This window comes from Pseudomonas sp. SDO52101_S400 (assembly GCF_054071635.1).
On sequence record NZ_JBSVWF010000004.1, the window covers coordinates 137,798 to 151,422 of the forward strand.

Consider the following 13,625-nt stretch of genomic DNA (forward strand, 5'->3'; position numbering starts at 1 on the left):
AACTTATGCTCTGCTCCCATTCCATCCCTTGCCGAGGAGGCTGTGCATGACGTCTTTCGATCGTTTTCAGGCGCCGCCCGATGCCGACATGGAAAAGCAGCGCGCGGAACTGGCAGCCATCATCCGCCGCAACACGTCCGAAGATGGCAGTTATGCCACCGCCGTCGGCTCGCTGTTCATGTCGCGTCATACCCAATCCCATGACTTCGCCCCGGTGCTTGCGCAACCGGCGCTGTGCATCATGGCCCAGGGGCGAAAAGAGGTGCGGCTGGCGGACGAGTACTTCAATTACGACCCGCTGAATTACCTGGTGGTCTCGGTTTCGATGCCGTTGAGCGGGCGCGTCGTGAATGTCTCGCCTGAGGCGCCGATCCTCGCCGTGCGCCTGGACATCGATCCGGCGGAAATCACCGCGCTGATCGCCGATGCCGGCCCGATGGGCGTACCGACCCGGCCGACCGGGCGCGGTCTGTATGTAGAGAAAATCGACAGTGCGATGCTCGATGCAGTGCTGCGTCTGGCCCGCCTGCTGGACACGCCGAAAGACATCGCCATGCTCGCGCCGCTGATCCGTCGGGAAATTCTCTATCGCCTGCTGCGCAGCCCGCAGGGCCATCGGCTGTATGAAATCGCCATCGCCAACAGCCAGAGCCACCGCATCAGCCAAGCGATCAAATGGCTCAACGGCAACTTCGAACAGCCGCTGCGCATTGATGACCTGGCGAAGGAAGTGAACCTTAGCGTCTCGACCCTGCATCACCGTTTCAAGGCGATGACGGCGATGAGTCCGTTGCAGTATCAGAAGCAGCTGCGCCTGCAAGAAGCGCGGCGATTGATGCTGGCTGAAGGGCTGGAGGCTTCGGCAGCGGGGTATCGGGTGGGGTATGAAAGTCCGTCGCAGTTCAGTCGTGAGTACAGTCGGTTGTTTGGGGCGCCGCCGTTGAGGGATTTGGCGCGCCTACGATTGAGCGTCTAAAAGCTACCCCCTCACCCCAGCCCTCTCCCCCAAGGGGGCGAGGGGGAAAGGGAGCCGATCGCTGTTGTTCTCAAACTCGAGTTCACCTTGATTTTTCAGGTCGATGTACCTCGAACAAACACCTCGGTCGGCCCCCTCTCCCTCCGGGAGAGGGCTGGGGTGAGGGAGCGATTTCGAGCAGCAGAGTAATTAAGCGCCCAACACCCGACAAGCCTCACTCGGCAACGTCACCGAAACAGGATGCCCAATCCCCAACCCTATCCCCTGACACGGCGTACTCAGCGCCGTAAACGTCACCCCGGAACATTCCACCGTAGTCTCGATCGTCGCGCCGATATCCCGCACGAAAGTCACCTTGCCCAGCAAGCGATTGCCCGCCGTAGCCTGGGGCGCCGACAATTGCAGGTCTTCGGGGCGGATCAGCATCTTGACCTTCTGCCCGACCACGATGCTGCTGCAGATCGGCACTTGCAGGGCATCGCCGCCCGGCAGCACGACCTTGCCATCGCCCAGCGCCGTAGCCGGGAAAATATTGCCGGAGCCAATGAAGTCCGCCACGAACTCGTTGGCCGGATGCCGGTAGATTTCAATCGGCGTACCCACCTGCTGCACTCGATGTTCACCAAGGACCACCACGATATCGGCCATGGTCATGGCCTCGCGCTGGTCGTGGGTGACCATGATGGTGGTGATGTTCAGGCGTTGTTGCAGTTGGCGGATTTCCACCTGCATCGACTCACGCAGCTTGGCATCCAGCGCCGACAGCGGTTCGTCGAGCAGAAGGATTTTCGGGTGCGAGGCAATCGCCCGGGCAATCGCCACCCGTTGACGCTGACCGCCAGAGAGTTTCGCCACCGGACGATCAATCATCGCTTGCAGCTGGATCAGCTCCAGCAACTCCACCACCCGCGCCTGTTGATCCGCCTTGCTCACACCCCGCAGTTTCAGCGGATAGGCGATGTTCTCACCCACGGTCATGTGCGGGAACAGCGCCAGCGACTGGAACACCATGCCGAAGTTGCGCAGGTGCGCCGGGGTGTGGCCGATGTCCTCGCCGTCCAGGCGGATCTCGCCGCCGGTAAGGGTTTCCAGCCCGGCGATCATTCGCAGCAACGTGGTCTTGCCGCAGCCCGACGGACCGAGGAAGCACACCAGTTTGCCCTCGGGCAAATGCAGGTTGACGTCTTTTACCGCGCAGGCCGAGCCGTAGTGTTTCTCGACGTTTTCCAGAATCAGACCAGACATAAATCACCTCAAGAAATCAGAACGAAACGCCGCCCTCGCCCACCAGCTTCTCCAGCGCCCAGATCAGGACGAAGTCGATCAGCACGATCAGCACGGCAAACGAGAACACGGTAGGGTCGAGCGATGACACGGTGCGGCTGTACATCCAGATCGGCACGGTCATGACGTCGATGGTGTAGAGGAAATAGGTCACGGTGAATTCGTTGAACGAGACGATGAACGCCAGCAGCATCCCCGCCAGAATCCCCGATTTCATCAGCGGCACCACCACATCGACGATGGCGCGCAACGGCGAAGCGCCGAGCATCTGCGCGGCCTCTTCGACTTCGCTGCCGATGGAAAGCATGGCCGCCGTGCAGTTCTTCACCACGAATGGCAGCGCCAGAATCACGTGGGCAATCACCAGCCGCGAAGTGGTCATATGGAACGGCAGGCTGTCGAACACCAGCAGCAAGGCCAGCCCCAGCACCACCATCGGAAACACCAGCGGCAGCGACATCAGTTGCAGCGCCACGCCCTTGCCACGGAACTCGCAACGGGTCAGCGCGTAAGCCGCCGGCACCGCGATCAGCGTGGCGAAAATCATCGTCAGGCACGCCACCAGCAAACTGGTGCCCATCGCCTGGCCGAGGCTCAGCACATCGCTGGCGTCCGGCGACACAAAGGTGTGCCACGCCGCCTTGTACCATTGCAGGCTGTAGCTGCTCGGCGGGAAGTCGAGGTTCGACGCACCGCTGAACGACATCACGATCATGGTCAGGATCGGCAACACGGCCAGGAACAAAATGATCCCGGAAAGAATGCCGGCGAACTTGCCGGTGTCGCCCGGCAACAGCGACTGACGCTTCTTGATCAGGGCACTCATTGCGAAGCCTCCAGCAGACGGCGACGGCGGCCGGTGATGTATTCGGACAAGGTCATGATCGCCAGGGTGGTGACGATCAGCACCACGCCAGCAGCGGACGCAGCGGGCCAGTTCATCAGCGGGGCGATCTGGTCATGCACCATCACCGCGAGCATCGGCACGCGACGGCCACCGAGCAACAGCGGCACCACGAAGCTGCTGGCGTTGTAAGCGAACACCAGAGTCGCGCCGGTGATGATCCCCGGCAGACTCATCGGCAACACCACCTGACGGAACACTTGAAAGCGACTGGCGCCAAGCGTCGCAGCGGCCTCTTCATAGCTGCGGGCAACACCGCGCATGGCGCTGGCAATCGGCAGCACGGCCAATGGAAACGCGGTCTGCACCAGGCCCATCAACACACCGTTCTGGTTGTACAGCAACATGATCGGGCGCTTGATCAGACCGAGGCCCATCAGCGTCTGGTTGAGCATGCCGCCGGGGCCGAGGATCACCAGCCAGCCATAGCTTTGCAGCAGCAGGTTGACCAGCAACGGCAACAGCACCGCCGCCAGAAAAATCCGCCGCACGAATGGCGACGTCAGGCGCGACATGGTGTACGCCACCGGAATGGCCAACACCACGGCAATAACCGCGCTGATCAGCGCCAGACGCAAGGTCAGCAGTAACGACTTGAGGTAGTAGGGTTCGAGCAACTGGGCGTAACTGGCCAGGCTGAAACCGGACCATTCCGCGCCCTTGGTGCCGACGCTCATGCGCAGCACCAACAGGCTGGCGGCAATCAGCACGCCGAGAAACAGCATCGACGGCGTGAGGAAAAACCACGCACGCGCAGTCGGCGAAACACCGCGCGCCGGGCGCACGTCGCCCGCGCCGACCGGTTGGGTCAGGGATTGATGTTCCATAGCAATGATCTCGTCAATGGAAAGCAGCAGACAAACACAGATCTCCAAACCACCGCGAACCCTGTGGGAGCGGGCTTGCCCGCGAAAGCGGTGTATCAGTCACATTGATGTTGGATGTGCCGACGCATTCGCGAGCAAGCCCGCTCCCACATTGGATTTGTGGTGTTTCGGATCAGGAAGAAAAGATTTCCGTGTAGCGACGAATCCACTGGTCATGCACGGTCGCCAGGAAGGCGTTGTCGTGCATGATCGCCTTCTCCGCGATCTGCTCCGGCGTGAGGATGAACGGGCTCTTGCGCGCTTCGGCGGAGATGATCGCCTTGGCGTTGACCGGGCCGTTGAAGATGTCTTCGGCCATCTTGCCCTGCACCAGCGGGTCGAGGGAGTGGTCGATGAAGGCGTAGGCCAGATCGGTATCGCCCGGACGATTCTTCGGCATTACCGAGAGCATCAGGTCGGTGTAGAAACCTTCCTTCATGCCGAACGTGGCACCGAGGCCGTAGTTCGGATCGCGGATCTGCTTGGGGAAAAACGCCGGGGCGTAGAGGCCGCCCATGTCCAGCGAGCCGGTGCGAAACAGCTCGGCGATCTGGTTGGGGTTTTCGCCCAGGGTCACCACCCGTTCCTTGAGCTCGGCGAGTTTCTTGAAGCCCGGTTCGATGTTGTGTTCGTCACCACCGGCCAGTTTGGCGGCGATGATGATCAGGTCCATGGCCTCGGTCCAGTTCGGCGGCGGCAGGAAAATATTCGGCGCCAGATCGGCGTCCCACAGTGCGGCGTAACTGTCAGGCGCTTCTTTCTGGGTACGGGTGCTGTAGACCAGACTGTTGCACCACAGCAGGTAACCAATGCCGTGACCGTTGGCCCCCGTGCGGTATTTCTCCGGAACATCGATCAGGTTGGGAATACGGTTGAGGTCGGGTTTTTCCAGCAGTCCGGCAGCGGCCAGACCTTCGGCGCCGACCCCGGCCAAGGTAATGATGTCGTACTGCGGACGGTCACCGCCGGCCTTGAGTTTTGCGACCATTTCCGAGGTGCTGCCGGTGCGGTCGGCAATCACTTTGGCACCGGTCTTGGCTTCAAACGTTGCAGCGATGTTGCGCAGTGCGGCCAGGCCTGTGTCATCGGACCAGGTCAGCAGGCGCAGGGTCTTGCCGGCAAAACGGGTGTCGCTGGCGCTGGCCCGGATGAAGGGCATGCTCATGGCCGCCGCAGCCACCGAAGCCACGCCGACGGTTTTGATGAATTGACGCCTGTTCAGATCGTGCTCGCCCATGTAGGACTCCCATTATTCTTGTAAGTATGAGATTGACCGCAACCCTTGCCTCTGCTCGACCGGATCCGCTCAACCCCCCGTTTTCAAAGGGCTTGAGCGTGGTCAGCGGGTTCATCCTGAGGTCGTGCAAAACACCTGACTATCGATAAAAACTCATTGGAGCCATGACGCCGGCGCATGCCTCGTTGCGAGGCATGCGCTGACCTTTTTCGGGCATTCAGAGCGCGCGGATCACGTGCTTGATTTCCTGAAATGCCGTCAGGCCCCACGGCCCCAGCTCGCGACCGATGCTGCTCTGTTTGTAGCCGCCCCATGCGGTCTGCGGGAAGATCACCTGCGGCGCGTTGAGCCACACCAACCCCGCCTGCAAGGCGTTGGCGACCCGATCAGCAGTCTCTGCGTTACGCGTCACAACACTCGCCACCAGACCGAACTGACTGTCGTTGGCCAGGGCAATCGCCTCTTGTTCCGAAGCGAAACTGCGCACGCAGATCACCGGGCCGAAGATCTCTTCACACCACAGCGCACTGTCGAGGGGCACTTCGGTGAAGATCGTCGGCTGCAAGAAATATCCGCGCGGCAGATCGGCCGGACGATTGCCGCCACAAATCAGCTTTGCCCCGGCACTGAGGCCACGGTCGATGTGACCGAGCACGCGTTGGTACTGCGCCTGATTGACCAGTGCGCCCATCTCGACGTCCGGATCGAACGGATCGGCCACCCGGATTTTTTCCGCCCGGGCCTTCAGACGAATCAGGAATTCATCAGCGATTTCATCGGCAACCAGCACCCGGCTGGTGGCCGAGCACATCTGCCCGGCGTTGAAGAAACCGCCGCCGCAAGCCAGCTCCACCGCCAGATCAAGGTCGGCATCTTCCAGAACCAGCAGCGAGGATTTGCCGCCCAGTTCCAGGCTCACGCCCTTCACGGTTTCGGCGGCGCGCTGCATCACTTGCACGCCCACGGCATTGCTGCCAGTGAAGGAAACCTTGGCGATGCGCGGGTCCGCCGACAGCGGCGCACCAACCGCCAGACCGGTGCCGCACACCAGGTTGAACACGCCTTTGGGCAGACCGGATTCGGCGATGATGGCCGCCAGCTCCAGCTCCGGCAGCGGCGTGACTTCCGACGGTTTGAGCACCACGCAGCAACCGGCGGCCAGGGCCGGCGCGAGTTTCCACGCGGTGGTGACCATCGGGAAATTCCACGGCACGATCAGCCCGACCACACCGCACGGCTCGCGGCGCAGACGTGCGCTGAAGTCGTCGCTGGGCAGCGGCACATTGCTGTCCTGTTTCGCATCGAGGCCTTCGGCGAGTTCGGCGTAGTACTCGAAGGTGGCGATTACGTCGTCGACATCGATGCCCGCTTCAAACTGCGGTTTGCCGTTGTTGCTCGACTGCAATTTCATCAAGTGATCACGGCCGTTGCGCACGCCATTGGCAATATTGCGCAGAATCGCGCCGCGCTCGGCGCCGGTGGTTTTCGACCAATCCTTGAAGGCTTCGGTCGCCGCCGCTACAGCCTGGTTGACGGCGCTTTCGTCACCGCCATTGACCGTGGTCAGCAGCGCTTCGGTGGCCGGGTTGATGACGCGCAGGTGTTCGCGGCCGGCGGCCCACTGGCCATCGATGTACAGGCCGTCGAGTGTGGTCGGGAAATTCATCATTGGGCCACCGCCTTCATCCATTGGGTCTGGTCGATTTCGATCAGGGTCGGGCCCTGACGATCCGTGGCGGCGCGCAGTGCGCCACGCAGGTGTTCGGCGGAGCTGATCGCTTCCGCCGCGCAGCCCAGTGCCTTGGCCACACCGATGAAGTCCGGGGTGTAGATGTCCACGCCCACCGGCTCGATGGCGCGGTTGACCATGTATTTCTTGATCTCTTCGTAGCCCTGGTTATTCCACAACAGGATGATCACTGGCGTACGTGCTTCCACGGCGCTGGCCAGCTCCGGCAGGGTGAATTGCAGACCGCCGTCGCCGATCAGGCACACCACCGGCGGACGTGCGCCGTGTTCCAGAGGGCCGCCGAGCCAGGCGCCAATCGCTGCCGGCAAGGCGTAACCGAGGGTGCCGTAACCGGTGGACGAGTTGAACCAGCGGCGCGGGCGCTCCGGGTTGAACGTCAGGTTGCCGGTGTACACCGGTTGCGTGGAGTCGCCGACGAACACCGCGTTCGGCAACTCGTGCAGCACGGTTTCGAGGAAACGGGTCTGGGCCAGCGTCGGTGCATCCCAGGTCGCGGCCAGGTCTTCACGCAGACGCGCGGCCCGCACTTGGCCCCAATCGTTGCGGCGCTCGGCCAGCGGTTTGTGCGACAGCGCGCTCAGCAATGCTTGCGCCGCGTTGCGCGAGTCCGCCACCAGCGCTACATGAGGCGGGTAGTTGCGCACGGTCTGGTCGGGATCGATATCGACGCGCAACAGTTTGCCGGGGATTTCGAAACCGCCAGCGAAGGTCACATCGTAGTCGGTTTCCGCCAGTTCGGTGCCGATTGCCAGAATCACGTCGGCATCGGCTACCAGGGCGCGGGTTGCTACCAGACTCTGGGTCGAGCCGATCAACAGCGGATGACTCGACGGCAGCATGCCTTTGGCGTTGATGGTCAGGGCCACCGGAGCGTCGAGTAGCTCGGCCAGTTCAGTGAGTTCGGCCGCTGCGTCGATGGCGCCGCCGCCGGCGAGGATCAGCGGACGCTGGGCGCCGGCCAGCAGTTCAGTCATGCGGCTCACGGCGGCCGGCGCAGCACCGGCGCGGTCGATGTTGACCGGCACGCTGCTCAGCAATTCGTCGGCTTCTTCGACCAGCACGTCCAGCGGGATTTCGATGTGCACCGGACGCGGACGCCCGGCCTGGAACAGCGCAAACGCACGGGCCAGCACGCCCGGCAATTCGGACGCCGACATCAGCGTGTGGGAGAACGCCGCCACGCCGCCGACCAGTGCGCTCTGGTTCGGCAATTCATGCAGCTTGCCGCGACCGCCGCCCAGCTGACTGCGCGACTGCACGCTGGAAATCACCAGCATCGGGATCGAATCGGCGTAAGCCTGGCCCATCGCGGTGGTGATGTTGGTCATGCCAGGGCCGGTGATGATGAAGCACACACCCGGTTTGCCACTGGTGCGGGCGTAGCCGTCGGCCATGAAGCCGGCGCCCTGTTCATGGCGCGGGGTGACGTGGTTGATGCTCGAACGGGCCAGCCCGCGATACAGCTCCACGGTATGCACCCCGGGAATGCCGAACACCTGCTCGACCCCATAACCTTCGAGTAACTTGACCAGTACTTCGCCACATGTCGCCATGTCTTTGCCCTTCTTGTTCGTTGAGGCACCGGGCTTTAAAGGAACCGGTGATTGGCCTCATTGAAACGGGCGACCCGTAGCCGCAACAATCGATAAAAGCTCATACTAGCCATGTCCTCACGTCATACCTTGGATCCACATGAAACGACTGCCTCCCCTGCCCGCCCTGCACACGTTTCTGATCACCGCGCAGTGCTGCAACTTCACCCGGGCCGCCGAGCAGTTGCACATCACCCAAGGTGCGGTAAGCCGGCAGATCGCCGGGCTGGAGGAACATCTGGGTTATGAGTTGTTCATTCGCCTGGCCCGGGGCCTGGAGTTGACGGCCGAAGGTCGCGAATGGCTGCCACGGGTGCAGCAGGTGTTCAGCCTGATCGGCGACTCGGTGGAGCAGATCGGCGCCAAACGCGAGACCCTGCAACTCAAGGCGCCGAGCTGCGTGATGCGCTGGCTGTTGCCGCGCCTGCTGCAATGGCAGCGCGAGCGCCCGGACGTGCCGGTGAAACTCACGGCGTCGTTGCAACACGGAGTGGACTTTCATCGCGAGCAGTTCGATGCGGCGGTGATCTACGGCACAGCGCCCCACGACTCACCTGCAACCCTGCATCTGTTCGATGAACAACTGACGCCGGTCTGCTCGCCGACGCTGCTCAACGGTGGGCCGGCCCTGCACACACCGGCCGACTTGCAACAACACTTGCTGCTGCACCCGACTCACACCGATGACGACTGGACACTCTGGCTTGAAGCCGCCGAGCTGCACTTGAGCAACATCGCCAGCGGTCAGCACTTCGAAACTCTGGATCAGGCGATGTCGATGGCGTCCCACGGGACGGGGGTGGCGATCGGCGACTGGTCACTGATCGGCGACGACTTGAACGCCGGGCGACTGGTGATGCCGTTCGATCTGAAGGTGAAGACGGGACTGGGTTATTACATCGTGGCGCCGGCGTCGGAGCCGTCGGCGAAGTTGCAGGAGTTGATGGGGTGGTTGGTGGAGCAGGCTCATACGCGGTGACGTCTTACCCTCACCCCAGCCCTCTCCCAGAGGGAGAGGGAGCCGACCGTGAGATGCTTGAGAAATACGCCGACCTGAACGTGCTGTACCGAATCCATAATCGACTCGAACTTTCAGGTCGATGAATCAAGTCAGACAACTCGGTCGGCTCCCTCTCCCTCCGGGAGAGGGCTGGGGTGAGGGGCTTTTTAGTTCTTAATAACCGACAGTAAACCGCTGACGCGAATGCTTCGGCGTTTCCACTTCGTCGATCAGCGCAATCGCATAGTCGGCAAACGTAATCGAACTCTGGCCTTCAGCACTCACCAGCAAGTCATCCTTGCCGACGCGGAACTTGCCGGTGCGCTCACCTTCGAAGAACAGCGCCGACGGCGACAGGAACGTCCAGTCCAGTTCCTTCTCCTGACGCAAGGCCTCGAGAAACGCCGCACCGGCGCTGGCCTCAGCCTTGTACTCGGCCGGAAAACCGGCGCTGTCGATCACACGGGTGCCGTCCGGCAGCAACAACGAACCGGCACCGCCGACCACCAGCAGACGCTTCACCCCGGCCTGTTTCACCGGACCGATCAGCGCACTGGCCGGCACCGTGGCGAAATGCGCGGCACTGATGACTACATCGTTGCCGGCGACGGCGTCCTGCAACGCGGCGGCGTCCAGCACGTCGACATTCTTGCTGACCACACCGGCGCGGACGCCGATCTTCGAGGTATCCCGAGCGATGGCGGTGACGCTGTGGCCGCGACGCAGGGCTTCTTCCAGCAGTTGGCTGCCGGCACGGCCGGTGGCACCAATGATTGCGATCTTGCTCATGACATTCTCCAGTTGGCTTGAGAGTGCTCGTTTTCAGATTCGGGTTACCACTTCATCTCGCCCTTGGCGACTTTGGCGCTCAGCTCCAGCGAGCTTTCTTCGCCCAGTTTCGGGTAGCGCTTTTTCATCGCGGCGATCAGCGCGGCAGAGTCCTTGGCCTTGGCGGTTTCTTCGTCGAACGCCTTGATGTAGTCGGCGGTGAATTTCACGGCGGCCAGTGAACGGGCGCTGTCACCCAGGTAGTGACCCGGCACCACGGTTTTCGGCTTCAGGGTTTCGATCGAGTGCAGGGTGTCCAGCCAGTCGGCGTGGGATTGTGCAGTCTGGGTATCGGCCATCCAGACGTGGATGTTCTCGGCGACGACGACACCACCCACCACGGCTTTCAGCGAAGGAATCCATACGAAGCTGCGATCCGGTTGCTTGCCTTCCAGACCGACTACCTGCAATTTCTGCCCTTCGAGCATCAGGCTGTCGCCCTTGAGCACGCCCGGCACGATGGTTTTGGCCGGCACATCGGCGCCCATTTTCGGGCCCCAGAAAGCCAGTTTGCCGTCGACGGTTTGCTTGATGTGATCAACGGTCGGCTGCGAGGCCAGCACCTTGGCATTCGGGAAGGCCTTGGTCAGGGTGTCGAGACCGAAGTAGTAATCCGGGTCACCGTGGCTGATGTAGATGGTGGTCAGTTGCTTGCCGCTGGCGCGGATCTTTTCCACCACCTGCTCGGCCTGGGATTTGCCGAACTGGGCGTCCACCAGGATTGCGTCCTTCTCACCGCTGACCAGCACCGAGGTCACCGGGAAGATCGCGTTGGTGCCCGGGTTGTAGACGTCGAGGCTCAGGTTAGCGGCCGCCGCGTGAGCAGCAAAACCGAGGGTGGCGGTGGCCAGTAAAACGCGCTTGAGAGTGGTGAAGCCGATCATGGGTTGCTCCGCTGTTCGTATGCCGTGCTTGGCGATGGGACAGAGCTTAGTTGCCAGACTCATTACAAAAAATGCGATGCTTAAACATAGTTTGTTTCTGAAAGCGGGCAAATCATGGATCGTCTCCAAGCAATGCGAGTGTTTGTCACGGTAGTGGATCTGGGCAGCCAGTCGGCCGCGGCCGATCACCTGGACCTGTCGCGGCCAGTGGTGTCGCGGTATCTGGCGGAACTGGAAGACTGGGTCGGCGCGCGCCTGATGCATCGCACCACGCGCAAACTGAGCCTGACCGCTGCCGGCAACGAGATCCTGCCGCGCTGCCGGCAGATGCTCGAACTGTCCAGCGACATGCAGGCCGCCGTCAGCGAACCCGACGATGCGCCACGGGGTTTGTTGCGGATCAGCGTCAGCACCTCGTTCGGCCAGGCGCAACTGGCCGATGCCATGGCCGCGTTCGTCAAGCGCTACCCGGGCGTCAACATCGACCTGCAAATGCTCGATCGCACGGTGAACCTGGTGGACGAGCGCATCGACCTGGCGATCCGCACCAGCAACGACCTCGACCCCAACCTCATCGCCCGGCGCCTGACGGTGTGCCGCTCGGTGGTCTGCGCCGCGCCTGCCTATCTGCAGGAACATCCACAACCGCAGCGCGTAGAAGATCTGAGCCGACACAACTGCCTGACCCACTCCTATTTCGGCAAGAGCCTGTGGCATTTCGAGGAGGATGGCGAACCGGTCTCGGTGCCGGTGCAGGGCAACATCAGCGCCAACGAGGCCAGTACCCTGCTGCGCGCGACCCTGGCCGGCGCCGGGGTGGCGATGCTGCCGACCTATCAGGCCGGCGTGCATATTCATAGCGGTGAGCTGGTACGCCTGCTGCCACACGCCGAGCCTCGGCGGATGAACATCTACGCGGTCTATGCTTCGCGCAAGCACATGCCGGTGGCACTGCGCAGCATGCTGGATTTTCTGGTGCTGCGATTTCCCGAAAACCCGCAGTGGGATGTCGGCTTGTAAACCCGTTCGCCGCGCGGCTGGCAACTCCACGGCGCTGGCCTATGCTGAAAGTAGTACCCAAGGGTATTCGTTCAGAGGTCAACGCCATGATCATGAGCACCAGAACAAGAAGATACCTCGCAATTTTCATCACCTGCGCGGCCACTCTGGCGCTGTACGGCACCGCGGCGTGGCGCGTGGAGCAGTTGCGGCAACTGCCCCGTGAATACGCGAGCTGCAACTTCGAGCGCTGCATCCCCCACAACGCCACCCTCAACGCCCTGCGCTGATACAGGACGTCAGGCGTCGTCGTTCTGCTCGGCCTTCAAGCGGTCGCGGAACGCCTTTGGCGAGATCCCCACCCGGCGCCGGAACAGGCGCGTGAAGTTGGTCGGATCGGAAAAACCCAATACCTCGGACATCTCGTAAATCGTCATGCTGGTGTACGTCAGCAGACGCTTGGCTTCCAGCAGCTGACGTTCATGCATGATCTGCAACGCCGGCTGCCCCGCCAGTTCGCGGCAGGTGCCGTTGAGGTGTGAGACGGAAATTCCCAGGCGATGGGCCAGGTCTTCGACCTTGACGTGCTGTCGGTACGTCTCCTCTACCAGTTGAATAAAGCCATTGAGGTATTCGCGCTGACGCTGCGGGCGTTGCGTGGCGTTGTGGCGGTGGATCGCCTGACGGCTGACCCAGACCATGATCACGCTGACCAGCGAATGCATGAGCATTTCCCGCGCCGGTTGATGACCGTTGTACTCGGCCTGCAACGCGGCAAACAGACTGTTGAGGTAATCCGCATCCTTGCCCGCCGGGTAGCTTTCGGCCTGGGCCAGGGCCTGCACCGCGTTGCCCAGTTGCGCCTGCAAGTGGTTGATCAACGGCGTGGCGAGGGTGACGACGAATCCTTCGACGTCCTCGGAAAAACGAAATCCATGCACCGATAACGGTGGCAGGATCTGGATGGCGGCTTCGTTCAGTTGCGTGCGTTGGCCTTCGATTTCAAGCTCTGCCTGACCTTTGAATACGAAGAGCAACTGGCACAAATCGGCGTGGCGGTGGGGTTTGATTTCCCATTGATGTTCGCGGCTGCGTTTGGAAATGGTTTCACAGTGCAGCAAGTCAGGGGTCGGCCAGTCCAGGCTTTCACCGTAGAGCTTGAACACCGGAATCGAAGGCAGGTCAGGCTTGTTCATCACTTCAATCCAGGCCTCGAAGGTTGCGGGCGATAATCGCACCGATTGGCAGAATGTACAGGTATCGGCTCAGTTTTCACCTTCAATTGACAGACCCGCAAGGGAAAAA

General features: G+C 61.8%; 13 protein-coding genes. 4 read left to right on the forward strand and 9 right to left on the reverse strand.

The window, feature by feature from the left end; all coding sequences use genetic code 11:
- Positions 1-46 precede the first annotated feature (46 nt).
- On the forward strand, positions 47-976 hold the full coding sequence (locus ACW9HX_RS03065; RefSeq protein WP_457379455.1) for an AraC family transcriptional regulator: 930 nt from the start codon (positions 47-49) through the stop codon (positions 974-976).
- A gap of 189 nt (positions 977-1,165) precedes the next feature.
- On the opposite strand, the gene ACW9HX_RS03070 is transcribed toward ACW9HX_RS03065, so the two are convergent.
- The 6 genes from ACW9HX_RS03070 to ACW9HX_RS03095 form a co-directional block, all read right to left on the reverse strand.
- Entirely contained in the window at positions 1,166-2,221 is a 1,056-nt protein-coding gene (locus ACW9HX_RS03070; RefSeq protein ID WP_457379456.1) for an ABC transporter ATP-binding protein, read from the reverse strand.
- Between the two features lie 16 nt (positions 2,222-2,237).
- Positions 2,238-3,086 (reverse strand): ABC transporter permease, encoded by an 849-nt coding sequence (locus tag ACW9HX_RS03075; protein WP_064599073.1) that lies wholly within the window; start codon positions 3,084-3,086, stop codon positions 2,238-2,240.
- On the reverse strand, positions 3,083-3,991 hold the full coding sequence (locus ACW9HX_RS03080) for an ABC transporter permease (protein WP_007960163.1): 909 nt from the start codon (positions 3,989-3,991) through the stop codon (positions 3,083-3,085). Before ACW9HX_RS03080 ends, ACW9HX_RS03075 begins: the two co-directional genes overlap by 4 nt.
- Before the next feature lie 172 nt (positions 3,992-4,163).
- Positions 4,164-5,267, reverse strand: coding sequence for an ABC transporter substrate-binding protein (locus ACW9HX_RS03085; RefSeq protein WP_085730221.1), 1,104 nt, complete (start codon positions 5,265-5,267; stop codon positions 4,164-4,166).
- A 217-nt stretch (positions 5,268-5,484) separates the two neighbouring features.
- Entirely contained in the window at positions 5,485-6,933 is a 1,449-nt protein-coding gene (locus ACW9HX_RS03090) for an aldehyde dehydrogenase family protein (RefSeq protein WP_457379486.1), read from the reverse strand.
- Positions 6,933-8,570 (reverse strand): 5-guanidino-2-oxopentanoate decarboxylase, encoded by a 1,638-nt coding sequence (locus ACW9HX_RS03095; protein ID WP_457379457.1) that lies wholly within the window; start codon positions 8,568-8,570, stop codon positions 6,933-6,935. Before ACW9HX_RS03095 ends, ACW9HX_RS03090 begins: the two co-directional genes overlap by 1 nt.
- A gap of 139 nt (positions 8,571-8,709) precedes the next feature.
- Between ACW9HX_RS03095 and ACW9HX_RS03100 the strand changes: the two genes are divergently transcribed.
- Positions 8,710-9,588 carry a LysR substrate-binding domain-containing protein gene (locus ACW9HX_RS03100; protein WP_074688417.1) on the forward strand — a complete coding sequence of 293 codons (879 nt, stop codon included), beginning with the start codon at positions 8,710-8,712 and terminating at the stop codon, positions 9,586-9,588.
- A 195-nt stretch (positions 9,589-9,783) separates the two neighbouring features.
- On the opposite strand, the gene ACW9HX_RS03105 is transcribed toward ACW9HX_RS03100, so the two are convergent.
- Both ACW9HX_RS03105 and ACW9HX_RS03110 read right to left on the reverse strand, forming a co-directional pair.
- Positions 9,784-10,398: an NAD(P)-dependent oxidoreductase gene (locus tag ACW9HX_RS03105; protein ID WP_457379458.1), complete on the reverse strand. Its 615-nt coding sequence runs from the start codon at positions 10,396-10,398 to the stop codon at positions 9,784-9,786.
- A 44-nt stretch (positions 10,399-10,442) separates the two neighbouring features.
- Positions 10,443-11,321: an MBL fold metallo-hydrolase gene (locus ACW9HX_RS03110; protein WP_457379459.1), complete on the reverse strand. Its 879-nt coding sequence runs from the start codon at positions 11,319-11,321 to the stop codon at positions 10,443-10,445.
- Between the two features lie 114 nt (positions 11,322-11,435).
- Here ACW9HX_RS03110 and ACW9HX_RS03115 point away from each other — a divergent pair, with 114 nt between their 5' ends.
- Positions 11,436-12,341: a LysR family transcriptional regulator gene (locus tag ACW9HX_RS03115; protein ID WP_457379460.1), complete on the forward strand. Its 906-nt coding sequence runs from the start codon at positions 11,436-11,438 to the stop codon at positions 12,339-12,341.
- A gap of 41 nt (positions 12,342-12,382) precedes the next feature.
- Entirely contained in the window at positions 12,383-12,610 is a 228-nt protein-coding gene (locus tag ACW9HX_RS03120; RefSeq protein ID WP_085730216.1) for a hypothetical protein, read from the forward strand.
- 9 nt (positions 12,611-12,619) lie between these two features.
- On the opposite strand, the gene ACW9HX_RS03125 is transcribed toward ACW9HX_RS03120, so the two are convergent.
- Complete coding sequence (locus tag ACW9HX_RS03125; RefSeq protein ID WP_457379461.1) at positions 12,620-13,516, reverse strand: helix-turn-helix domain-containing protein; 897 nt, start codon at positions 13,514-13,516, stop codon at positions 12,620-12,622.
- Positions 13,517-13,625: the final 109 nt, after the last annotated feature.